Source organism: Sphingomonas sp. ABOLE (assembly GCF_003950455.1).
GTDB lineage: Bacteria > Pseudomonadota > Alphaproteobacteria > Sphingomonadales > Sphingomonadaceae > Sphingomonas > Sphingomonas trueperi.
On record NZ_QQWY01000001.1, the window covers coordinates 182107 to 204337 of the forward strand.

At 67.3% G+C, this 22231-nt stretch carries 17 protein-coding genes; 11 read left to right on the plus strand and 6 right to left on the minus strand.

The window, feature by feature from the left end:
- Nucleotides 1-73 precede the first annotated feature (73 nt).
- Nucleotides 74-1642, plus strand: coding sequence for an amidase (locus tag CA234_RS00890; protein WP_164521669.1), 1569 nt, complete (start codon nucleotides 74-76; stop codon nucleotides 1640-1642).
- Between the two features lie 65 nt (nucleotides 1643-1707).
- On the opposite strand, the gene gpmA is transcribed toward CA234_RS00890, so the two are convergent.
- The gene (gene gpmA, locus CA234_RS00895; protein WP_125976630.1) at nucleotides 1708-2394 is read right to left on the minus strand and encodes a 2,3-diphosphoglycerate-dependent phosphoglycerate mutase; all 687 of its coding nucleotides are present in this window, start codon (nucleotides 2392-2394) and stop codon (nucleotides 1708-1710) included.
- Between the two features lie 76 nt (nucleotides 2395-2470).
- Between gpmA and CA234_RS00900 the strand changes: the two genes are divergently transcribed.
- Both CA234_RS00900 and CA234_RS00905 read left to right on the plus strand, forming a co-directional pair.
- Nucleotides 2471-3196 (plus strand): dienelactone hydrolase family protein, encoded by a 726-nt coding sequence (locus CA234_RS00900; protein WP_125976631.1) that lies wholly within the window; start codon nucleotides 2471-2473, stop codon nucleotides 3194-3196.
- Nucleotide 3197: 1 nt separating this feature from the next.
- A complete protein-coding gene (locus tag CA234_RS00905; RefSeq protein ID WP_241213122.1) occupies nucleotides 3198-4301 on the plus strand; it encodes an FUSC family protein in 1104 nt (367 codons plus the stop codon).
- A 20-nt stretch (nucleotides 4302-4321) separates the two neighbouring features.
- On the opposite strand, the gene CA234_RS00910 is transcribed toward CA234_RS00905, so the two are convergent.
- The 4 genes from CA234_RS00910 to ligA form a co-directional block, all read right to left on the minus strand.
- Complete coding sequence (locus tag CA234_RS00910) at nucleotides 4322-5125, minus strand: response regulator (protein ID WP_125976632.1); 804 nt, start codon at nucleotides 5123-5125, stop codon at nucleotides 4322-4324.
- Nucleotides 5122-6261: a histidine kinase gene (locus CA234_RS00915; RefSeq protein WP_183049293.1), complete on the minus strand. Its 1140-nt coding sequence runs from the start codon at nucleotides 6259-6261 to the stop codon at nucleotides 5122-5124. The genes CA234_RS00910 and CA234_RS00915 overlap by 4 nt, the downstream gene beginning before the upstream one ends.
- 92 nt (nucleotides 6262-6353) lie before the next feature.
- On the minus strand, nucleotides 6354-9611 hold the full coding sequence (locus CA234_RS00920) for a TonB-dependent receptor (RefSeq protein ID WP_126000651.1): 3258 nt from the start codon (nucleotides 9609-9611) through the stop codon (nucleotides 6354-6356).
- Nucleotides 9612-9757: 146 nt separating this feature from the next.
- The gene (gene ligA / locus CA234_RS00925) at nucleotides 9758-11884 is read right to left on the minus strand and encodes an NAD-dependent DNA ligase LigA (RefSeq protein WP_126000652.1); all 2127 of its coding nucleotides are present in this window, start codon (nucleotides 11882-11884) and stop codon (nucleotides 9758-9760) included.
- A gap of 64 nt (nucleotides 11885-11948) precedes the next feature.
- Between ligA and CA234_RS00930 the strand changes: the two genes are divergently transcribed.
- From CA234_RS00930 to CA234_RS00965, 8 genes are all read left to right on the plus strand, one after another.
- Nucleotides 11949-13112, plus strand: coding sequence for an MBL fold metallo-hydrolase (locus tag CA234_RS00930; protein WP_241213123.1), 1164 nt, complete (start codon nucleotides 11949-11951; stop codon nucleotides 13110-13112).
- A 51-nt stretch (nucleotides 13113-13163) separates the two neighbouring features.
- Nucleotides 13164-13619, plus strand: coding sequence for a hypothetical protein (locus tag CA234_RS00935; RefSeq protein ID WP_125976635.1), 456 nt, complete (start codon nucleotides 13164-13166; stop codon nucleotides 13617-13619).
- Between the two features lie 63 nt (nucleotides 13620-13682).
- Nucleotides 13683-15878 carry an excinuclease ABC subunit UvrB gene (uvrB, locus tag CA234_RS00940; RefSeq protein ID WP_126000653.1) on the plus strand — a complete coding sequence of 732 codons (2196 nt, stop codon included), beginning with the start codon at nucleotides 13683-13685 and terminating at the stop codon, nucleotides 15876-15878.
- Nucleotides 15879-15959: 81 nt separating this feature from the next.
- On the plus strand, nucleotides 15960-16214 hold the full coding sequence (locus CA234_RS00945) for a type II toxin-antitoxin system HicA family toxin (RefSeq protein ID WP_125976637.1): 255 nt from the start codon (nucleotides 15960-15962) through the stop codon (nucleotides 16212-16214).
- Nucleotides 16211-16444 carry a type II toxin-antitoxin system HicB family antitoxin gene (locus tag CA234_RS00950; protein WP_125976638.1) on the plus strand — a complete coding sequence of 78 codons (234 nt, stop codon included), beginning with the start codon at nucleotides 16211-16213 and terminating at the stop codon, nucleotides 16442-16444. The genes CA234_RS00945 and CA234_RS00950 overlap by 4 nt, the downstream gene beginning before the upstream one ends.
- A complete protein-coding gene (locus tag CA234_RS00955) occupies nucleotides 16422-16736 on the plus strand; it encodes a HigA family addiction module antitoxin (protein WP_125976639.1) in 315 nt (104 codons plus the stop codon). The genes CA234_RS00950 and CA234_RS00955 overlap by 23 nt, the downstream gene beginning before the upstream one ends.
- 90 nt (nucleotides 16737-16826) lie before the next feature.
- On the plus strand, nucleotides 16827-17351 hold the full coding sequence (locus tag CA234_RS00960; protein WP_125976640.1) for a hypothetical protein: 525 nt from the start codon (nucleotides 16827-16829) through the stop codon (nucleotides 17349-17351).
- Between the two features lie 531 nt (nucleotides 17352-17882).
- Nucleotides 17883-19571 carry an EAL domain-containing protein gene (locus CA234_RS00965; RefSeq protein WP_241213124.1) on the plus strand — a complete coding sequence of 563 codons (1689 nt, stop codon included), beginning with the start codon at nucleotides 17883-17885 and terminating at the stop codon, nucleotides 19569-19571.
- On the opposite strand, the gene mutS is transcribed toward CA234_RS00965, so the two are convergent.
- Nucleotides 19568-22147 carry a DNA mismatch repair protein MutS gene (gene mutS, locus CA234_RS00970; RefSeq protein WP_125976663.1) on the minus strand — a complete coding sequence of 860 codons (2580 nt, stop codon included), beginning with the start codon at nucleotides 22145-22147 and terminating at the stop codon, nucleotides 19568-19570. The two genes, CA234_RS00965 and mutS, sit on opposite strands and share 4 nt — an antisense overlap.
- Nucleotides 22148-22231: the final 84 nt, after the last annotated feature.

Here is a 22231-nt window from a genome sequence, read left to right on the forward strand (position 1 = left end):
GTCCATCGGGGCAGGATTGCGCTTGGTCCGGCACAGGCTAGGCTGACCGCGAAGCAGACAAAAGGGGGATGCGATGCGGGCTTGGGGTGTGGCGATGCTGGCGCTGGCGGCGACGAACCCGGCGATCGCGCAGGTCCGGGTGGAAGAGGTGCCGGCCACGAAGATCGCCGCCGATCTCGCCTTGGGCAAGGCCAGCAGCGCGGCGGTGACCGCCGCCTATCTCGCGCGCATCGCGGCGATGGACCCGAAGGGCCCGACGCTGCGCGCGGTGATCGCGGTGAGCCCCGATGCGCTCGCCCAGGCCCGCGCCAGCGATGCGCGGCGCAAGGCGGGGAGGGCGCTTGGCCCGCTGGACGGCGTGCCGGTGCTGATCAAGGACAATATCGAGACGCGCGAACTGCCGACCACCGCCGGCAGCCTCGCGCTCAAGGACAATCGCACTGGCCGCGACGCGCCGGTGGTGGCGCAGCTTCGCGCGGCGGGCGCGGTGATCCTCGGCAAGACCAATCTCAGCGAATGGGCTAATATCCGCTCCGACCATTCGATGAGCGGGTGGAGCGCGGTCGGCGGCCTGGTGCGCAACCCCTATGCGCTCGATCGCACCGCCTGCGGCTCGTCGAGCGGATCGGGCGCAGCGGCGGCGGCGAGCCTCGCGGCGCTGGCGGTGGGTACCGAGACCGATGGCTCGGTGGTCTGCCCCTCGGCGATGAACGGGCTGGTCGGCCTCAAGCCGACGCTGGGGCTGGTGAGCCGCACCCATGTCGTGCCGATCAGCCACAGCCAGGACACGCCGGGGCCGATGGGCCGCAGCGTCGCCGATGTCGCGCTGCTCTTCTCGGCGATGGTCGGCGAGGATCCCGCCGATCCGGCGACCAAGGGCGCCAATGCCTATCGCAAGGACTATGCGGCCGGCTTGGCCGCCGATGCGCTGAAGGGGATGCGGATCGGCTATTGGCGGCCAGACATGGCCGACGATCTCGCCGCCCGCTTCGACAAGGCGCTTGATGCGCTGCGCGCGGCGGGGGCGACGCTGGTTGAGGTGAAGCTGCCCAAGCTCGATGGGCTGGGCGAGGCCGAAGGGCTGGTACTCTATACCGAGCTCAAGGCCGATCTCGCCGCCTATCTGGCGACCACCCCGGCAACGGTGAAGGTCCGGACGCTGGCCGACGCGATCGCCTACAACCAGGCGCATTCGGGCGAGGAGATGGCCTTCTTCGGCCAGGAAACCTTCCTCAAGGCCGAGGCGACCAAGGGCCTCGACGATCCCGACTACAAGGCGGCGCGCGCCAAGTCGCAGCGGCTGGCGGGGCCGGAGGGGATCGATGCGATGCTCAAGGCGGCAGGCGCGGAGGTGCTGGTGACGCCTACCTATGGCACGCCGTGGCTGAGCGATCCGGCGCATGGCGACCAGTTCGTGGGCCCCTCCGCGAGCGAGCTGCCGGCGGTGTCCGGCTATCCGCACCTCACGGTGCCGATGGGGCTGGTGAACGGGCTGCCGGCCGGGCTGTCGTTCATCGGGACGGCCTATGCGGACGGGCTGCTGCTGCGCGCGGGTTATGCCTATGAGCAGGCGAGCAAGGCGCGGGTTGCGCCGCAGTACCGGGCGACGATCCCGGCGGATCTCGGGCCGCGCGGGCGGTGAGCTAAGCCCCTCCTGCTTCTATACTCCCCTCCCGCAAGCGGGAGGGGATTTTAAGTGAGGAGCGATCAGCGCTCGCTCAGATAGTAGCGCTCTACTTCCTTCAGCTCGTCGTCGAGCTGGTACACGATCGGCTGGCCGGTCGGGATCTCCAGGCTGACGATATCCTCGTCGGCGATGCCCGACAGATGCTTCACCAGCGCGCGCAGCGAGTTGCCGTGCGCTGCAATCAGCACGCGCTTGCCGGCCTTTAGCTCCGGCGCGATGCGCTGCTCCCAATAGGGCAGCACGCGCGCGATCGTGTCCTTCAGGCTTTCGGTCTGCGGGATCGGGATGCCGGCATAGCGCGGGTCCCTGGTCAGGTCCCAGGGCGAGTTTGCTTCGGGAAGCGGCGGCGGCACGTCGAAGCTGCGGCGCCAGATCTTGACCTGTTCGTCGCCGTGCTTGGCCGCGGTCTCAGCCTTGTCGAGGCCGGTCAGCCCGCCATAATGCCGCTCGTTTAGGCGCCAGTCCTTTTCCTCGGGCAGCCAGAGGCGGTCCATCGCCTCCAGCGCCAGGTGCAGCGTCTTTATCGCGCGGCTCTGGAAGCTGGTGAAGCAGAGGTCGAAGTCGAGGCCCTTATCCTTCATCAGCGTGCCGGCGGCGGTCGCCTCGCGCACGCCCTGTTCGGTCAGGTCGACGTCCCACCAGCCGGTGAAGCGGTTTTCCAGGTTCCAGGCCGACTGGCCGTGGCGGATCAGGACGAGGGTGGGCATGGGTTGGCTCCTTGTAACTGCGCGCCGCCGTCCTTAGCGAATGAGGCGACAGGGACAAGCGCAGGAGACGACGAGCATGGCATTGGTTCGACAGACGCTGGTCTATCAGGGCCCGGGCGGCCCGTTCGAGGGCGTGGCGGCATGGGACGATGCGGTTTCGGGCCCGCGAGCGGGGGTGCTGGTGCTGCCCAACGTGCTCGGCGCCAAGGACGCCGATGTCGAAAAGGCCGAGGATCTCGCGCAGCTGGGCTATGTCGCGCTGGTCGCCGATGTCTATGGCCAGGGCAAGCGCACCGCGATGAGCGATCCCGCCTATGCCCGCTACATGGACGAACTCAACGCCGATCGCGCGCTGCTGCGCGATCGGCTGGCGGCCTCGCTCGACGCGCTGGCCGGGCTGGCGCCGGTCGATCGGGACCGGTTGGCGGCGATCGGCTTCTGCTTCGGCGGCAAATGCGTGCTCGACATGGCGCGCGCGGGGCTGCCGATCCTGGGCGGCGTCTCGTTCCACGGCGTCTATGACCGGCCGAACCTGCCGGAAGCGGCGCCGATCACCGCCAAGCTGCTGATCTGCCATGGCTGGGACGATCCGCTGTGCCCGCCCGACGCCACGGTGGGGCTGGCGGAGGAACTGACCGCGCGCGGCGCCGACTGGCAGCTCCACGCCTATGGCCATGCCGGCCACGCCTTCACCGATCGGAGCCGCGTCCAGAGCAAGAACCCGGCGATCGCGTTCGAGCCCAAGGCCGATCACCGCAGCTGGCAGGCGATGACCACTTTCCTCGCCGAGCTGTTCGGATGAGATGAACCGCCTGCGCGCCGCCTGGACCACCATGTTGGGGCACATCACGCCCCGCACCATCGACGCCGTCGAGTGCGTCGTCTCGGTGCTGCTGGCGATCCTCGTCGCGCATGCGATCGGCGGCGACAACGTCGCCTGGGCGGCGTTCGCCGGATACATGGTGATGCGCGGCCGCGCCGGCGAAACGGTGGTGCGGGGGCTGTTGCGGATCGTCGGCACCGTCACGGGCGGTGCGCTGGCGCTGGTGCTGGCCCCGCTGGTCGCGAGCGACTGGGTGGGCAGCGCCATCGCGATGCTGGCGGTGGGCACGCTGAGCCTCTACCGCGCGCTCACTGCCCGCCGCGCCTATGCCTGGCTGTTCTTCGGCCTCACCTTTGCGATGGTGCTGCTCGACAAGATCGACGCGCCGGACACCGCGCTCGGCCAGTTCGTCGAGACGCGCATCCTTGAGACGGTGGCGGGCACGCTCGCCTGCATGGCCGTCAGCATCGCCTCGGCGCTGACCGTGCGGCGGCGCTGGCCGGCCGCGCCGACTCCGCCGCCGGTGGTGGCGCTGTGGCATCCCGCGGCCTTCTATCACGCCGTGCAGGCAGGCGTCGCGCTGGCGCTGCTGGTCGGCGTGGCGCGCGCCGTCGCATTGCCTGCGCTGGCGCAGAGCGCGGTGGGCGTGATGGCGGTGATGCTGGTGCCGGTGCACGGGCTCGGCGCGGGCGGGCTGGTGCCGGTGAGCGCGCGGCTGGCGCAGCGCTTCCTCGGCTGCCTCGCCGGTGCGGCGTTATCGGCCTTGTGCCTGTTCCTCGCCCAGGGCCATGCGCCGGTGCTGGTCGCGGGCACGGTCGTCGGCGTGGCGATCGGGCGGGGAATCGAGAACGGGCCGCACAGCTATCGCTATGTCGGCACGCAATTCACCTTGGCGGTGCTGGTGATGCTGGTGCCCGACAATTATGCCGATGGCGACGTGCTGCCGGGTATCGAGCGGCTGGTCGCGGTGCTGATCGGCATGGCGATCCTCGAGCCGGTGCTGCTCGCCGGGCATTGGCTGGCACCGCGCTACGCCTCGGCCGAACCCGCCGATCGGGGGCAGGACGAGCCGGGCGGCGTATAAGGGGCCGCCCGGTCGGTGCCTCAGTGGACGAAGCGCGCCACCACGTCGCGGTAGGAGCGCGACACCTTCACCTGCGCGCCCGAGTTGAGCACCAGGAAGCATTCGCCATTGGTGTGCGGCTTCACCTGACGGACCAGGTCGAGATTGACGATGGTCGAGCGGTGGACGCGCTGGAAGCGGCGCGGATCGAGCCGCTTCTCCAGATCCTTCATCGTCTCGCGCAGGATCAGCGTGTTGTCGCCGGTATAGATGCACATGTAATCGCCGGCGGCGTCGATCCGCTCGATCGTGTCGACGTCGACGCGGAAGATCTGGCCGCGATCCTTGATGTTGATCAGCTTCTCGAAGCGGCTGGAGGCCGGCTCGGTGCCGTCACCGGTGGCGATGTCGTCCACCGCATCCGGCGCCACTTCGGCGAGCACTTCCTTCAGCTTTTCCACTTCCTCCACGCCGCGCTTCTCGGTGAGGCGCTGGCGGACGCGGTCGAGCGTGTCGGCGAGCCGCGAGGGCTCCACCGGCTTCATGAGATAGTCCACTGCCTGCGCCTCGAAGGCGCGGATGGCATGGTCTGAATAGGCGGTGACGAAGACGAACAGCGGCGGCTCGACTTCCATCAGCCCCTGGATCACCGAGAACCCGTCGAACCCCGGCATCTGGATGTCGAGGAAAACGAGGTCTGGCTTGTGCGTCTTGATTGATCGGATGGCTTCGCGGCCATTGGAGCATTTGTCGATGATTTCGACATCCTCATGCTCCTGCAGCCGGAGCTCGAGCCCCTGAATCGCCAGGGATTCGTCGTCAACGAGGATGGTACGGATGGTCATGCGGCCTCTCGGTTCGGTTCCTCTAGCTGGAACGGTATTTCGATCTCAACGCTGAAACCTTCCCCAGGTTTCGTTCGCGTCTCGAAACGATGGTCAGGCCCGAAAGCCTGAACCAGCCGTTCCCGAATATTGGCGAGCCCCACGCCGGTAGAGAGCGTCGGCCGTGGACGCGCTTCGATCAATCCCGGACCCGTATCGGACACGGCGATCTGCACCCTATCGCCGGTGAGCCGAGCCGAAACGATGATGTCGGCGCCGTCCTCCTGTGTGCTGACGGCATATTTGATCGCGTTTTCGACCAGCGGCTGGAGCAGCAGCGACGGCAGCCGGCCCTTGGCGACGCGCGGATCGAGATCGAAATGCATCCGCAGCCGTTCGTCGAAGCGCATCTTCTCGATCTCGAGGTAGAGCTTCAGCGTCTCGATCTCCTGCGCCAGCGTGACGTGCGCGGTCGGCTCGTTGGCTAGCGTGTAGCGCAGGAAGGAGGAAAGGCGCGACAGCATGATGTTCGCCTTTTCGGTCTGCTTGAGCAGCACCAGCGTCGAGATCGAATTGAGCGTGTTGAACAGGAAATGCGGGTTGAGCTGGTAGCGCAGCATCGCCAACTGGGCGCTGGAGGCCTGGTTCTCCAGGATCTGCATCTGGTCGATCTGCTGCTCGACGATCAGGTAGAAATTGATCCCGAAATAGAGCGCCGACCAGCCCGCCAGCACCGTGAAGGTGAGGAAGCTGTAGCCGATCACGCGGGCGACGGTGATCCCGGCCTCGGCTGCGGTGAACGAATAGGTGAAGGCCTCCAGCACCGCATAGATCAGCGTCGCGGCCCCCAGCGTGGCGAGGGTTAGCAGCACTGCCGGGATGCGCGGCAGCCGGCGGTAGAAACCGTAGAGCGCGGAGAGCAGCAGCGTCAGGCAATAGCCGACGATCGCCTCGATGATCGCCTTGATCAGCCCCTCGACCGAAAATCCGTTCGAGATCGAAGATACCGAGCGCAGCAGCAGATAGCCGCTCCAGCCGGTCGCCTGGAGAATCCAGAAGGCCCGGCCCTTGTCTTCGAAGAAGGGACGCGAAAACAGATCGGGCTTGGAAAGGCCCAAGGTCCGGGTGTTGGTCTGCGGAAGCGAAGTCTTTGCCACGCTGCGCCTGTACCATCGGGACGGCGAGGGGGCAAAAAAAATGCCGGGCGCTTGGGGAGCGCCCGGCATTTCGAAAGGGTCGGTCGTGCCGCTTAGAAGGTGAAGCGGGCGCCGACGCGGATGGCGTAGAACGAGCCGTTGAAGTTGACGGCAGAGTCGTTCGGCGCCTGGTAGCTGGAATACTGGTACTTGGCGCAGCCATTGGCCGGGTTGGCCGCCGTGCCGATCGCGGTGCCTGCCGGCACCACCGCGCCCGCGGCGGTGACGCAGTTCACCGTCACGACCGAGGCCGCGTACGGGAAGCCGAACTGGCGCAGGCCGCCCCAGTTCTTGTTCAGCAGGTTCGGCAGGTTGTTGATGTCAGCGAACACCGACAGACGCGAACGGCCCACGAAGGTCGGGATTTCCTGCTCGAGGTGGATGTCGATCTGCGTGAAGGCGCGGTTGCGGGCGATGTTCTTCGGCGCGATCTGGCCGCGATAGTTCTTCAGCGCGCTGTTGTTGATCAGTGCTTCCAGCGCATTCTTGGTCGCGTCGCTGTCGTACTGGACGATCGCGTCGGTTCCCGCCTTCGGCACGTACAGCAGGTTGGTGTTGGTGGTGCCGCCGGTGAGGACGGTGCCGAACACGTCGGTGCGGTTCGCCGCCGAGTCGCGCATCGTGTAGCTGTACGGACGTCCCGCGCGGGTTTCGCCGAACAGCTGGATCACGGTGCGATAGTCGCCGAAGAAAGCATGATCGAAGCCGATGTTATACTTGTACGACCACTTGATCTGATCGCTGGAGGTGCCGAGGACCGGGAAGTTCGGATCGGCGAAGAACTGGTTGCGATAGTTCGAGTTGATCGTCGACGAGGTGGCGTTGCCGACGTCGCGGACGTCCTGCAGCGTGTAGCTGCCGCCGAACGACAGGCCCCAGTCGAACTTCTTGTCGAAGCGGATCACGCCGATGTGCGAGCGGCCCTTGTGCGCGCTGGTGACCAGGATGTCGTAGTTGTTGTCGGAGAAGCCGAGCAGGCCGTTGTAGCGCGGACGGCCGTCCGGCAGCGTGCCGACCACCACCGAGCGCGCATCGACGAACACCGGCGTGTCGAGCGTGTTCGAGTAGTAATAGTCGGCGCCGAAGTTGAAGCCCCACAGGTTCAGGTCACCCGACAGCGTCGCCTTGAGCGAACGCGGCAGGTGGAAGCCCGGAGCGATCGCGCCGGTGTTGGTGCGCGGCAGCGAGGTGCTGCCCGTCACGTTGGACGCGGCGGCGATCAGCGCAGCCGGGGCCTTGCCGGTGACGTTGTTGAGCGCGATGTCGCAGAGCGTGCCCGCGGTGTTGCAGGAGGCGTCGCGCTGGATGGTCAGCGAGTTGGTGGTGATGGTGTTCGAGAAGCTGTTCGACAGATAGATGTCGGGCGAACCGCCGCCGAAGATGCCGGCGCCGCCGCGGAAGCTGTAGGGCTTGGCAGCCGGCTTGTACTCGAAGCTCAGGCGGGGCTCGAACTGATCGAGACCCTTGTAGGTCTTGAGATTGGAGAAGCCGTAGCGCTGGGTGAAGTAGGGATTCAGCGTCGGTACGTCGCGCATGCCGTACATGGTGTAGCGCATACCCGCAGTGACGCGGAGTGCATCCGTCACCTGCCAGTCATCCTGTGCGCCCAGCGTATAGGCGGTGTAGTGGAAATCCGCTGCGGCGCTGCTGCCGCCGCCGATGATGCCCGCATAGGTCACGCTGTTCGCACGACGCGCCTGGAAGTCGGCAATCGAGTCGAAATACCAGCTGCCCAGGCTGTTCTGCACGAAGTTGTTGAACGTGCGGTTCTGGGTGACGTCGATCAGTGCGCGGATTTCGTGGTTGCCGGTCTGGTAGCGGGTCGCGAACGAGCCGGCCCAGGTGTCGTAGAACAGCTCGTTGGTCTGCCGCGAATTGTCCGGGCCGAAATACACGGTCGGAATGCCGCTACCGCAGGCAGTGGCCGACGATGCAGCGGTGGACACCGCGTCGTCGCACACGCCCAGCTGGCCGTTCGGACGGCCGCCGAACGGCTCCTGGCCGCGGCGGGTCCAGCGGTAGATCAGGCGCGCTTCGGTCGAGAAATTGCTGGTCCAGTCGGAGTTCAGCTGGAGGATGCCGGCGCGGAGCAGCTCGCTCAGCGCATAGGCATTGGTGCTGAGGCCGTAGGTCGTGCTCGAGGTGCTGGTGTTGTTCTGGCTGCCCTGCACGTTGTACGAATTGACGTACGAGAAGGACAGCTTCTGGCCCGTCGTGACGTTCCAGTCGATACGGCCGACGATCTTCTCGTCCTTGCGGTCGTTGATCGACAGCGCGGTGCCCGGTTCGATGCTGTAGCTGTTCTTGGCGATCGCGCTGATGTCGTTGATCGCGGTGGTGAGGAGGGCCGGGTTCGGGTACGACGAGACCTGGGTCGAATAGGGCCGCGGATCGGTGTTGCGCTCACCCGAGACCATGAAGAACAGGCGATCCTTGAGGATCGGGCCGCTCAGCGTGGCGCCATAGGTTTCCGACTTGAACTTCGGGCGGTTGAAGACGGTGTTACCGATCTTCGTGCCGCTCAGGCCGTCGGTATTTTGCGAGTAGAAGCCGGTGCCGTGGAACTCGTTGGTGCCCGACTTGAGCACGGTGTCGATCGCACCGCCCTGGAAGCCGCTCTGGCGGAAGTCATAGGGGGCGACCGAGACGGAGACCTGGGCGAGCGCGTCGAAGGGCACCGGGCCGCGGATGTTCGGGCTGGCGTCCTGGTTGAGGCCGAAGGTGTCGCCGACGGTCACGCCGTTGATGGTGAAGCGGTTGAAGCGCGGGTTGACGCCGGCGAACGAAATCGCGCCGCCACGGTCACCGTTGTTCGAGATGTCGGCCGCAGCGAACGGGTCGCGGCGCTGGATGTCGCGGATGTCGCGGTTGACCGAGGCGACCTTGCCGATCTGCACCGCGTCGAGGACGGTCGACGGACCGTTCGAGGTAATGCCGGCGCCCTTGATGGTCGAGGCGGTGACGACGATCTCGCTGCCGGTGTCGGCGCTCAGCTCGATCGGCAGCGCATAGGCCTGCTGGACGAGGGTGTAGATGTCGGTGACGGTCTGGTTGCCGGCCGAGCTCGTCACTTCCACCGTGTAGGGGCCACCCGTGCGGAGACCGGCGACGGTGAAGTTGCCCTGCGCGTCGGTCTTCGCCTGCGAACGCGTGCCCGACGGCACGTGGATGGTGACGATGGTCGCATCGGCAACCGGCGCGCCGTTGGCGGTCACCGTGCCGCGAATCGTCGAGGTCGTTTCCTGCGCGTGTGCTGCAACCGGAATGAGCAGCGCGGCAGCGGCCACGCCTGCAAGATAGTGCGTTCGCATCGAGAGTTCCCTTTTTTAGCCTGTGGCTACCAGTCGTGGCGCTTTGCACGCCATCTGTCTGGTTGCCCCCCTGCTTGGCTTTGATTGCGGAATTGTGACAGTCAATATGTGTGCAACGTTCCACTATGGTGCGTTGCAAAAAGGCATCACTCGGAAGCGCTTACGATTGCCAGCCAATCGCTCTCGCTGATCACCCGGATTCCGAGATCCGCAGCCTTTTTGAGCTTCGATCCGGCGCCCGGCCCGGCGATCACCATGTCCGTCTTCGCGGATACCGATCCCGAAACGCGCGCACCCAGCCGCTCGGCCTGCGCCTTGGCCTCGTCGCGGCTCACCGCTTCCAGCGTGCCGGTGAAGACTAGCGTCTTGCCGGTCACCTCCGAGTCGCGCGATTCGACCACGAAGGGCGGCGGCGACACTTCGCGGAGCAGGTCGGCCCAGACTGCCCGGTTGTGCGGCTCATGGAAGAAGTCCGCCAGCGCATGGCCGACGGCGGCACCGACATTCTCGACGCCGATCCGTTCGGCCATCGCCTTGTCGAGTCGCGTGCGGTGCTTCGCCTCGGTTTCGCCAAGCTGGAGCGGCGTGGCCTCGCGCAGCGCGATCAGCTCGTCGGCCAGCGCCTCCAACGCCGGGAGGGTGACATAGCGCTTGAGCAGGTCGCGCGCGGTGATCGCGCCGATGTGGCGGATACCGAGGCCGAACAGCAGCCGCGCCGCGTCGGGCGCGCGCTTCGCCTCGATCGCGGCGAGCAGGCCGTCGACCGACTTTTCCTGCCAGCCTTCGCGGCCGAGCAGTGCGTCGCGATGCTGCGCCAGGCGGAAGATGTCGGCCGGCTCGGCGATCCAGCCCAGGTCGAGCAGCTCGATCAGCGTCTTCTCGCCCAGCCCGTCGATATCGAGTGCGCCGCGACTGACGAAATGCTTCAAGCGCTCCAGCCGCTGCGCCGGGCAGATCAACCCGCCGGTGCAGCGGACATCGACTTCGCCTTCCTCGGCCACCGCTTCGGACTCGCAGATCGGGCAGTGGGTGGGGAAGTGCCACTCGGCGCGCGGCTCGTCGCGGGTGAGGTTCTCGACGATCTGCGGGATCACGTCGCCGGCCCGCTGGAGCACGACGCGGTCGCCCGGGCGGACGCCCAGGCGCGCGATCTCGTCGGCATTGTGCAGCGTCGCGTTGCTGACGACGACGCCGCCCACCGTCACTGGCTCCAGCCGCGCGACCGGTGTGAGCTTGCCGGTGCGGCCGACCTGGATGTCGATCGCCTGGAGCGTGGTCTGCGCGCGCTCGGCGGGGAATTTGTGCGCAAGGCCCCAGCGCGGGGCACGGCCGACATAGCCGAGCCGTTCCTGCCAATCGAGCCGGTCGACCTTGTAGACCACGCCGTCGATGTCGAACGGCAAATCGGCGCGGCGGGTCTCGATCGCGCGATACTGGGCGAGGGCATCCGCCAGCGCGGGCGCGCGGACGAACAGGTCGGAGACCGGGAAGCCCCAGGCGCGGATGCGGTCGATCGCCTCGTACTGCTTGACGGCGAGCGGTTCGCTCAGCTCGCCCCAGCCCCAGGCGAGGAAGCGCAGCGGTCGCGTCGCGGTGACGGCGGCGTCCTTCTGGCGCAGCGAGCCGGCAGCGGCATTGCGCGGGTTGGCGAACTGCCGGGCTTCCTTGCCGGTCTCCTCGGCTTCGAGCAGCAGCCGCGCGTTGAGCGCCGCGAAATCGGCCTTGGCCATATAGACTTCGCCGCGCACCTCGCAGACCGGCGGTGCGCCTTCGATCCGGTGGGGGATGTCGGCGATGGTGCGGACATTGGGGGTCACGTCCTCGCCGATCCGGCCGTCGCCGCGGGTGAGGGCCTGCACCAGCACCCCGTCCTCGTAGCGCAGCGAGCAGGACAGGCCGTCGATCTTGGGCTCGGCGGTGAGTTCGACGGGCGCATCGTCGGCCAGCTTGAGGAAACGGCGCACGCGGCCGAGAAAGTCGGCCACGTCCTCGTCGGCAAAGCCATTGTCCAGACTGAACATCTGCCGCGCATGTGCCACCTTGGCGAGCGGTCCCGAAGGCGTGGCGCCGATCTGGCGCGAGGGCGAATCGGCGCGCACCAGCTCGGGGAAGGCGGCTTCGATCTCGGCGTTGCGGCGGACCAGCGCATCGAAGTCCGCGTCGCTGATCTCGGGCGCGTCGGCATCGTGATAGCGGCGATTATGGTGCGCGATCTCGGCGGCGAGCTTCTCGAGCTCGGCGGCGGCTTCCTCTTGCGTGCGGGGCAGCGTCATGGCGCCCGCGCTAGGGGATCGGGGCGGTTGATCGCAAGGGGCTTTGCGGCCATCACCCGCGGCCATGCGTATTGCGACCATGGCCAAGGCACTTGTCGGACTCTTGCTCTGGATCGTGGTGGCGCTGTGCCTGTTCCTGACATTGGTACCTCCCTTCCTCGATCGCACTTATTATCGGGGCCCGGAGACCGCGCATTTCGACGGGGCGCGCTTTGCCAACCCCGATGGCGACAGCGCGCCGGTCCCAGCGACGGGCTTCGCGTTTCTCGTGCAGCGCTTCCTGAGCATGACCCAACAGCCGCCCTGGCCTGCCAGCGTGCCGGTCACCCCGGGGCTTCCGCCGGCGCGGGTGGACGGGCAGGCGATGAAGGTCACCTGGATCGGCCATGCCAGCGTGCTGATCCAGAGCCAGGGTCTGAACATCCTCACCGATCCGGTGTGGAGCGACGTGGCGGGGCCGCTTGGCATCGGGCCCAAGCGGGTGGCGGCACCGGGCGTGCGGCTGGCGGACCTGCCCAGGATCGACCTGATCGTCGTCAGCCACAATCATTACGATCATCTGGACCTCGCGACGCTGAAGACGATCTGGCAGCGTGATCGCCCGCTGATCGTCACCGGGCTCGGCAACGACAGCGTGATCGGGCAGGCGGGGGTGCCGGCGCGCGGGCTGGACTGGGGGCAGCGGCTGACCTTGCGGCCCGGCATCGATGTCGTGGTGACCCGCAACCATCACTGGAGCAGCCGCTGGTTCGCCGATCGCAACCGCGCGCTCTGGTCGAGTTTCGTGGTGACGCTGCCCGGCGGCAACCTGTTCTTTGCCGGCGATACCGGCTGGGGTGACGGGAAGTGGCCCGCCGAAGCCGCCGCACTCGGTCCGGTGCGCTTCGCCGCGCTTCCGATCGGCGCGTTCCGTTTCAAGCCGGGCCAGATGGCAGCCGACGCCCATATCGGCCCGCGCGACGCGATCCGGGTATGGGACGGACTCGGTCGCCCTTGGGCGCTGCCGATCCACTGGGGCACCTTCCGGCTTTCCTGGGAAGCCTATCGCACCCCGCCGGACCTGCTCGCGGCGATGCTCCGCTGTGGCGGGACCGGTGCCGATCGCTTCGTCGATCATGCTATCGGCCGCAGCTTCGACGTGCCTGCGATCAGCATGCCACCACCGGCGCCGAGCGACCAGGGCATCGCGACGTGCCGTGCCGAGGGGCGCTTCGACCGCTTCCGCTGAGGTTGAGACGCTTCGCAACCGTTCCTAAGAAGGAGCGAGGGGCGGGGACGGATGCACGACGATATTGGCGCGGGGCGCCATCTTGAAACGAGCGGCGGGCAGATCGCGAAGGCGCTGGTCGCCGGAAGCGGCCTGGGTGGGCTGCTGATCCTGATGCTGCTGATCGCGGCGGGGCAGCGTGCGCCGCTGGCGCTGCTGGCAGGCTGGGCGATCGGGACTTTGTTCGCCGGACTGGCGCTCGCCGCGGTGGGCGGGCCGATCTGGTTGCTGCTGCATGCGATCGGGCTGCGCCGAGGGCGCTATGCCGCCGGGGTGACGGGATTGCTCGCGCTCGGCCTGTTCGTCGGCGCGCAGAGCGGCGGCGGCCTGTTCAGCCTGGCGCCGATCGACACGCGCAGCTGGCTGCTGGGGCTGGCGTTCAAGCTCGCCCAAGCGATGGCGGTGGCACTGTTCGCGGGCGGCATCGGCCTTGCGATGTGGCGCATCGCGTACCGGCCAACACCCTGATCGCCCAAGTTCTTGGTCGAAAGGCCGCTTTTCAGACGGCGCCCCGCACCCCATATTCCGGCCATGGCGATCCAGATCCGGACCAACCTTGCCGAGCCCGAAACGGGGCAGGCCTTCATCCCCCACCGCCCGCAGCGCCCGGAAAAGGCGGAGGGCGGCAAGAAGTTCAAGCTCGTCTCCGATTACCAGCCCTCGGGCGATCAGCGCTTCGCGATTCCGGAGCTGGTCGAGCAGGCGCTGGCGGGCGAGCGCGACCAGGTGCTGCTCGGCGTCACCGGGTCTGGCAAAACCTATACGATGGCAAAGGTGATCGAGGAACTGCAGCGCCCCGCGCTGATCCTCGCGCCCAACAAGATCCTCGCCGCGCAGCTCTATGGCGAGTTCAAGAGCTTCTTCCCCGAAAACGCGGTCGAATATTTCGTCAGCTATTACGATTACTACCAGCCCGAGGCCTATGTGCCGCGCTCGGACACCTATATCGAGAAGGAGAGCTCGATCAACGAGGCGATCGACCGGATGCGCCACGCCGCGACCCGATCGCTGCTCGAGCGGGACGACGTGATCATCGTCGCCTCGGTCTCGTGCCTCTATGGTATCGGCTCGGTCGAGACCTATTCGGCGATGATCTTCGACCTGAAGAAGGGCCAGGTGGTCGACCAGCGCGAGATCATCCGCAAGCTGGTGGCCCTCCAGTACAAGCGCAACGACGCCGCCTTCGGGCGCGGCGCCTTCCGCGTGCGTGGCGACAACCTCGAGCTGTTCCCCTCGCACTATGAGGATACCGCCTGGCGGATCAGCTTCTTCGGCGACGAGATCGAGGAGATCGTCGAGTTCGATCCGCTGACCGGCAAGAAGGTGGCGAGCCTCGACTATGTCCGCGTCTATGCCAACAGCCACTACGTCACGCCGGGGCCGACGCTGAAGCAGGCGATGGAGGCGATCCGCCACGAGCTGACCGAGCGGCTCAAGGAACTGGAAGCCGAGGGCAAGCTGCTGGAGCTGCAGCGGCTGGAGCAGCGCACCAATTTCGACCTGGAGATGATTGCGGCCACCGGCTCCTGCGCGGGCATCGAGAATTACAGCCGCTTCCTCACCGGCCGCCTGCCCGGCGAACCGCCGCCCACCTTGTTCGAATATCTGCCCGAAAACGCACTGCTCTTCGTCGACGAGAGCCACCAGACGATCGGCCAGATCAACGGCATGTCGCGCGGCGACCACAAGCGCAAATTGACGCTCGCCGAATACGGCTTCCGGCTGCCGAGCGCGATCGACAACCGGCCCTTACGCTTCAACGAATGGGACGCGATGCGGCCGCAGACCACCTATGTCTCGGCCACCCCCGGCGACTGGGAGATGGAGCGCACCGGCGGCGTGTTCGTCGAGCAGGTGATCCGCCCGACCGGGCTGATCGATCCGCCGGTGGAGATCCGCCCGGTCGAGGAACAGGTGCAGGACCTGATCCAGGAGTGCAAGGCGACCGCGGCCAAGGGCTATCGCACGCTCGTCACCACGCTCACCAAGCGCATGGCCGAGGACCTGACCGAGTACATGCATGAGGCGGGCGTGAAGGTCCGCTACATGCACTCGGACACCGAGACGCTGGAGCGCATCGAACTGATCCGCGACCTGCGCATGGGCGTGTACGACGTGCTGATCGGCATCAACCTGCTGCGCGAGGGGCTCGACATCCCCGAATGCGGGCTGGTCGCGATCCTCGATGCCGACAAGGAAGGCTTTCTGCGTTCCGAGACCTCGCTGATCCAAACGATCGGCCGCGCCGCGCGCAACGTCGAGGGGCGGGTGATCCTTTATGCCGATCGCATGACCGGCAGCATGGAACGCGCGCTCGCCGAAACCGGCCGCCGCCGCGAGAAGCAGATGGCGTACAATCTCGAACACGGGATCACGCCGGAGACGGTCAAGAAGAATATCGGCGACATCATCGCCCATGTCGCCTCGAAGGACGGGGTGACGGTGGAGATCGATGCCGACCGCCCGCACATGGTCGGCCACAATCTGCGCGGCTATATCGAAGAACTCGAAAAGAAGATGCGCGACGCGGCGGCGAACCTGGAGTTCGAGGAAGCCGGCCGCCTGCGCGACGAGATCCGCGCGCTGGAAGCGGAGGAACTTGGACTCCCCGAGGGCGAGCGCAAGGCGCCGGTGATGGGGCGGAGCAACGAAGGCAAGCCGGGTACGCGCAAGACGCGGTTCGGCCAGCAGACCAAGACCAAGTTCGGCGGGCCGCGGCGGGGGTAGGGTAGCGAACGGTTTGGCTCTCGCTTTTCGCGCGTGTTCAGCATTATTGAGTGACTCGCCTATTTGACGAGTAAGCGAGCCATGGTCCGCATTTCTAAGCTTTATGCGCAGTTACTCAGCGATCCGCGTGCCGCGCTCGCATTCCGGGACTTCGAGCGCCTGCTGGAGGCGTTCGGCTTCATTCTGGATCGCACCAAGGGCAGCCATCGCCAATATGTCCACCCGGCGGTGCCGTTCGTTTTGACCGTTCAACCCGATGGCAAGGACGCCAAGCGCTATCAGGTGCGCCAGTTTCTTGCTATGGTGGCTGAGTTCGGGCTGAGTATGGAAGAATGAGCGCGCCGCATTATCACATCAATCTTCTATGGTCGGACGAGGATGGGTGCTGGATCGCCGATGTTCCGGACCTGCGTTATTGCACGACGCATGGCGACACGCCCGAACTTGCGCTTGCCAATGTTCGGGAAGCGATCGACGGGTGGATTGAGGCAGCGCGGGCAAACGGGTTGCCGATACCGGAACCGCGCTATCGACCTGCAATCTATGCGGCCCGCTTTGCCGCCTGACTATGGCCGGCTGGACAATGTCCACCCGGGGGACGTCCTGCGTGAGGCGTTTCTCGTCGGCGCCGACCTCCCACTGGTAGAGCTGGCAGCCGGTACCGGTCTCGATCCGGTGAAGCTGGCTGCGGTTGTCGCGGGGGACGCGCCTGTCGATGCCAACGCCGATCTGCGCCTGACGCGCTATCTCCGCATGTCAGAGGGCTTTTTCCTCGGTCTGCAGATGGACTTCGATCTCGAAGAAGCCAGACGCGCCATGAACGGCGCGCTCGATCGGATCGTCCCTCGCGCCGCCTGACGCCCCACGCATCGCCGCCAGCTTGCGTTCCGTCGTGATCGCTGCAGCCGCAGGTTGAGCCGCCCCCCGCACGCGTCCATAAGCCCGGCCATGCGTTTGCTTTCCCTGTTCGCCGGCGTCGGCCTCATCGCGCTCGCCGGCTGCGTGCCCGCTCCCTCCACGCCGCCACCCGCATCTGCGCCCCGGCCGCTGCCTGTGCCTGCACCCGCGCCGCCGCCGCCCGCTCCGACGCGCGGGGCGGACTGGCGTGACTGGCCGCTCACGCCCGGCGACTGGCGCTATCGGGCCGGCAGCGCTACCTACGGCGTCGCTGGTGGCGCGCCGCTCGCCACCCTGCGCTGCGATCTGGCGGCGCGCCGCGTGACGCTGTCGCGTACCGGCAAAGCGCCGACGACGCTTACGCTGCGCACCACCAGCGCCGTGCGGGCCATCCCCGCCACGCCCGACATCGGCGCATCCGGCATGATCGCCATGACCTTTGCGGCGAACGACGGCTTTCTCGACGCGCTTGGCTTCAGCCGCGGGCGGTTCGTGATCGAGGGGGGCGGCCTGCCGGTGCTGGTGATTCCGGCCTGGCCGGAGATCCTGCGGGTGGTGGAGGATTGCCGCAAATAGGCGATGCGGCACATCGCTTCGGCCCAGACGTCCAGAATCGCACCGATAAAAATCTTTTACAAGACTTGTTCTGCGACTCACGGTCATCCTACATGTCAAGTGTGTCGAGAGGCACAGGCTCTTCAACAAGCGAAAGGAGGTGATCCGATGTCTCATGGTTCAGCAGTGAGGTCGGTTCAGTTCGTTCGGGAGACGCGCCGCTGATCCTGCCGCGTGGATGGAAGCCCTCCATCCATAGTGCCGCCGGGAGGTATCCTCCTCCAGCCAACGGTGGCAGTTGCAGGTAATGCGGTCCGCATGGTCTCCCGGGCTGGAGCTCTCCGGCCGCTGACCATGTCGGGGGTCGCCGGGTACCTTGGAGAAGGGCCCGGCGGCCTCTTTCATTTTGGGCCCACCGCGAAAGGGCGCCCAGCCAGGGCGTTTAGTTATCGGAAAATTACGCTTCCGATATGGATTTACCCCAACTAGGCAGCGCCCGAGTCGAAAGGGCAGAGCCGCACGCTCCAGGGATTATTGGCAGCGGAGCGCCCGATGCAGCAGGCAGAGCAGGGAGACGCGGACACGGCGCTCGGCGCCTGTATGCGGATGATGCTGGAGGCATTGCCCTCGCCGGTGCTGCTGATCGACCAGGACGATCGCATCGTCGAAGTGAACCAGGCATATTGCGATCTGGTCGGCAAAGACCGGGCGCATTGGCTCTCGACGCCGATCGAGGCCTATCTCTCGCCCGAACAGATCACCCGCTTCGTCGCCGAACATGCCCAGGTCTTCGCAACCGGCAAGGACCTCGAGACCGAAGAGCTGCTCGTCGGCCATGACGGAACGGTACGGAACCTGGTCACCCGCCGCCGCCGGATCGTCGTTGGTGACACGCCGCTGGTGCTGACGATCCTTACCGACATCACGCCGTTGCGCGCCGCGGAATCGCGTATTCGTCACCTTGCCTATCACGACACGTTGACCGGCCTGCCCAACCGCGCCGCGCTCAACGAGCAACTGACCGGTGCGCTGGCGACGTGTCCACCGTCGGGGCCTGCGCTGGTGCTGATCGACCTCTACCAGTTCAAGGACATCAACGACGCTTTCGGGGATGGCGTCGGCGATGCCCTGCTCCGAGCTTTCGCCTACCGGCTCGCGGGCGCTGCCCGCGGGTCGGACCGTGTGGCGCGGACCGGTGGCGACAGTTTCGCGGTGCTGCTTGAGGATTGCGGCGACGCCGCCGCTGCCGAGGCGGCATGCAGGCGGGTGCTCGCGCTGATCGACGCGCCGCTCGTCGGGCCTTCGGGGGCCGTCACGCTCGGCGTCTCGGTCGGTTGCGCCTGGGCGGAACCCGGCCTGTCCCCCGCAGAACTGCATCGCCGCGCCGAATTCGCGCTCTACGAGGCGAAGCGCCAGCCGGCCAACGCCTTTCGCCTCTACGATGCCGCGCTGGCGGCCGAAGTGCAGGCGCGCCGGACGTTGGAAGCGGATCTGCGCACTGCGCTTGCTGTGGGTGACCAGCTCGACCTCCATTACCAGCCGGTGATCGATGCCGGCGGCCACCGCGTCGTCGGGGTCGAGGCGCTGGTGCGCTGGCACCATCCGCAGCAAGGCACGATCCCGCCGCTGCGCTTCATTCCCGTTGCCGAGGCGAGCGGGCTGATCGTGCCGCTCGGCGAATGGGTGCTCGATCGCGCGGCTGCGATGATGGTACGCTTCCCGTCGCTTTCGCTGGCAGTGAACCTGTCGCCAATCCAGCTGCGCAGTCCGGACATCGACTCCCGCATCCTCGCCATCCTTGCGCGGCACGGGATGGATCCCCGGCAATTGCAGCTCGAAGTCACCGAAAGCACGATGCTGGCCATGGATGCCAGCGTCGAACTGGTTTTGGGCCGGTTGCGCAAGGCGGGCGTGCAACTGGTGCTCGACGATTTCGGCACGGGCTATTCGAGCCTCTCGCACCTCCACAAGCTGGCGGTGGATCGCGTGAAGATCGACCAGAGCTTCGTCCGCGACCTCGCCCGTTCGAAGGATGCGCGGGCGATCATCCAGGCGGTGCTGGGGATCGGCCAGTCGCTCGGCATCGGCGTGACCGCGGAAGGCGTGGAAGACGAATTGCAGCAAGGCTTCCTGCGTTCGTATGGGTGCCACGAATATCAGGGCTATCTGTTCTCGCGACCGCTGCCGGCTGATGCAGCGGCGGCCTTCCTAGAAGCGCACACGGAACGCGCGGCCGCCTAGGCCTCCGCCGCCAACCCCTTCAGCTTGTACAGCACGTCCAGCGCCTCGCGCGGGCTGAGGGAGTCGATGTCGAGCGCGTCGAGTTCGTGGCGCAGCGCGTCTACCTTCTCGTCCTCGGCGTGCGCGACGGCGGCGAACAGCGGCAGATCGTCGAGGCCGGCGGCCAGCCCGCCGGTCTTGGCGCGGCCGGCCTCGAGCTTGTCGAGCACCGCCTTGGCGCGCTTGACAGTGGCGGGCGACATGCCCGCGAGCCGCGCGACGGCGATGCCGTAGCTGCGATCCGCCGGGCCGTCCGCCAGCTCGTGGAGCAGCACCAGTTCGCCCTTCCATTCGCGGGCGCGGACATGGTGAAGAGTGAGCGCGTCGCAGCGCTCGGCCAGCCGGGTCAGCTCGTGATAATGGGTGGCGAACAGGCAGCGGCAGCGATTTTCCTCGTGGATCGCCTCCACCACCGCCCAGGCGATCGCGAGCCCGTCATAAGTCGAGGTGCCGCGGCCCACCTCGTCGAGGATCACGAAGCTGCGCGGGGTCGCCTGTGCCAGGATCGCGGCGGTCTCGACCATCTCGACCATGAAGGTTGAGCGGCCGCGGGCGAGATTGTCCGAGGCGCCGACGCGGCTGAACAGCCGGTCGACCAGTCCCAGCGTTGCGCGGGTGGCGGGGACGTAGCTGCCGGCCTGGGCGAGCACCGCGATCAGTGCGTTCTGGCGCAGGAAGGTCGACTTGCCGCCCATGTTGGGGCCGGTGACCAGCCATAGGCGCGAATCCTCGGAAAGCCTGCAGTCGTTGGCGACGAAGCGGCCGCCGGCGCGCGACACGGCGGCCTCGACCACTGGGTGGCGACCGCCTTCGATCTCGAAGCAGCTATGCTCGACCAAGTCGGGGCGCGCCCAGCCGCCTTCGGCCGCGCGCTCGGCGAGACCGGCTGCCACGTCGATCCGGGCGAGCGCGTCGGCGGTCGCAGCGATCGGCTCGCGGCGGGCGAGCGCCTGGCCGGTCAGGTCCTCGAGATGCGCGGCCTCTGCGGCGAGCGCGTGCGCGCCGGCCTGGGTTACCTTCACCGCCACGTCGTGCAGCTCGGGCGCGTTGAAGCGGACGACGCCGGCCAGCGTCTGGCGATGGGTGAAGCCGCTATCGGGTTTCATCAGCGCGTCGGCCGAGCGCGCGGGGACTTCGATATGATAGCCGAGCACGCCGTTGTGGCGGATTTTGAGCGCGGTGATGCCGGTGCGGCTGCGATACTCGGCCTCCAGCAGGGCGATGGCGCGGCGGCCGCCGGCGCCGGCGTCGCGCAGGTCGTCGAGCGCGGCGTCATAGCCCTCGGCGATATAGCCGCCATGCGCGGCATCGACCGGCGGCTCGGGGACGAGCGCGCGACTGAGCAGGTCGATCAGCGCGCCATGGCCGCGCAGCTGGGGCGCAAGCTCGCGGAGCAGGGCGGGAGCGTCGGCCAGTCGGTCGAGCTTTTCGCCCAGCCGCCAGGCGCCGTCGAGCCCGTCGCGAAGCTGGCCGAGGTCGCGGGGCGAACCGCGGCCGGCGGCAAGGCGGCCGAGCGCACGGCCAATATCGGGCAGCGCACGCAGCGTCGCGCGGATATTCTCGCGCAGGCCGGCATCGTCGTGGAACAGCGTGACCAGATCCAGCCGCGCGTCGATCGCATCACGGTCCATCAGCGGCGCGGCGATATCGGCACCGAGCAGGCGGGCGCCGGCGCCGGTCACCGTGCGGTCGACCGCGTCGAGCAGGCTGCCCTTTCGCGCGCCCGCAGCGCTGACGGTGAGTTCGAGGCTCTCGCGCGTCGCTGCGTCGATCGCCATCGCCGCCTCGGCGCGGCTGACGCGCGGCGGGCGCAGGAAGGGGAGCGAGCCCTTGGCGGTATGCTCGAGATAGGCGACCAGCCCGCCCGCCGCCGCCAGCCCGGCGCGGGAGAACTGCCCGAAGCCATCGAGCGTCGCCACGCCGAACAGCCGCTTCAGCCGCGCCTCGCCGCCAGCGCTGTCGAAGTCGAGTTTGGGGCGGAGTGCCGTCGCCAGTTCGGCAAAGTCGGTCGTGTCGCAGGCGATCGTCTCGGCGGGATCGAGCCGAGCGAGTTCGGCACCCAGCCGCGCGGCATCGGTCTCGATCAGCTCGAACCGGCCGGTGGAGATGTCGGCGCAGGCGATCGCGACCCCGCCGCCCGCTTCGCCCACGGCCACGCACCAGTTGGCGGTGCGGCTGTCGAGCAGCGCCTCCTCGGTCAGCGTGCCTGCCGTCACCACACGGACGATCGCGCGCGAGACCAGCGCCTTTGAGCCCGCGCGCTTCTTGGCTTCCTCGGGGGTCTCGGTCTGGTTGGCGATGGCGACGCGGTGGCCGGCCTTGATCAGCCGGGCGAGATAGGCCTCCATCGCGTGCACCGGCACGCCGCACATCGGGATCTTGTCGCCCTCATGCTCGCCGCGCGAGGTGAGCGCGATGTCGAGCACCGAACTCGCCGTCTTCGCATCCTCGAAGAACAGCTCGAAGAAATCGCCCATCCGGTAGAAGAGCAGGCAATCCCCCGCCTCTTCCTTGAGCGCGAGATACTGGGCCATCATCGGGGTAGGGGCGGCAGAGGACATCGACCCTCGCTACCGGAAGCATGGGGGGCGGCACAAGTCGCGGCCATGGGGTGACGCTGG

What these genes read in the sequence shown, in the direction of transcription:
- CA234_RS00910 (WP_125976632.1), bottom strand. Translation starts at nt 5,125, where the DNA reads ATGACCATCCGTACCATCCTCGTTGACGACGAATCCCTGGCGATTCAG.
- CA234_RS00930 (WP_241213123.1), top strand. Translation starts at nt 11,949, where the DNA reads ATGCGTATTGCGACCATGGCCAAGGCACTTGTCGGACTCTTGCTCTGG.
- CA234_RS00920 (WP_126000651.1), bottom strand. Translation starts at nt 9,611, where the DNA reads ATGCGAACGCACTATCTTGCAGGCGTGGCCGCTGCCGCGCTGCTCATT.
- CA234_RS00950 (WP_125976638.1), top strand. Translation starts at nt 16,211, where the DNA reads ATGAGCGCGCCGCATTATCACATCAATCTTCTATGGTCGGACGAGGAT.
- CA234_RS00960 (WP_125976640.1), top strand. Translation starts at nt 16,827, where the DNA reads ATGCGTTTGCTTTCCCTGTTCGCCGGCGTCGGCCTCATCGCGCTCGCC.
- CA234_RS00890 (WP_164521669.1), top strand. Translation starts at nt 74, where the DNA reads ATGCGGGCTTGGGGTGTGGCGATGCTGGCGCTGGCGGCGACGAACCCG.
- ligA (WP_126000652.1), bottom strand. Translation starts at nt 11,884, where the DNA reads ATGACGCTGCCCCGCACGCAAGAGGAAGCCGCCGCCGAGCTCGAGAAG.
- CA234_RS00905 (WP_241213122.1), top strand. Translation starts at nt 3,198, where the DNA reads ATGAACCGCCTGCGCGCCGCCTGGACCACCATGTTGGGGCACATCACG.
- CA234_RS00945 (WP_125976637.1), top strand. Translation starts at nt 15,960, where the DNA reads ATGGTCCGCATTTCTAAGCTTTATGCGCAGTTACTCAGCGATCCGCGT.
- CA234_RS00935 (WP_125976635.1), top strand. Translation starts at nt 13,164, where the DNA reads ATGCACGACGATATTGGCGCGGGGCGCCATCTTGAAACGAGCGGCGGG.
- CA234_RS00955 (WP_125976639.1), top strand. Translation starts at nt 16,422, where the DNA reads ATGCGGCCCGCTTTGCCGCCTGACTATGGCCGGCTGGACAATGTCCAC.
- gpmA (WP_125976630.1), bottom strand. Translation starts at nt 2,394, where the DNA reads ATGCCCACCCTCGTCCTGATCCGCCACGGCCAGTCGGCCTGGAACCTG.
- CA234_RS00900 (WP_125976631.1), top strand. Translation starts at nt 2,471, where the DNA reads ATGGCATTGGTTCGACAGACGCTGGTCTATCAGGGCCCGGGCGGCCCG.
- mutS (WP_125976663.1), bottom strand. Translation starts at nt 22,147, where the DNA reads ATGATGGCCCAGTATCTCGCGCTCAAGGAAGAGGCGGGGGATTGCCTG.
- uvrB (WP_126000653.1), top strand. Translation starts at nt 13,683, where the DNA reads ATGGCGATCCAGATCCGGACCAACCTTGCCGAGCCCGAAACGGGGCAG.
- CA234_RS00965 (WP_241213124.1), top strand. Translation starts at nt 17,883, where the DNA reads ATGCAGCAGGCAGAGCAGGGAGACGCGGACACGGCGCTCGGCGCCTGT.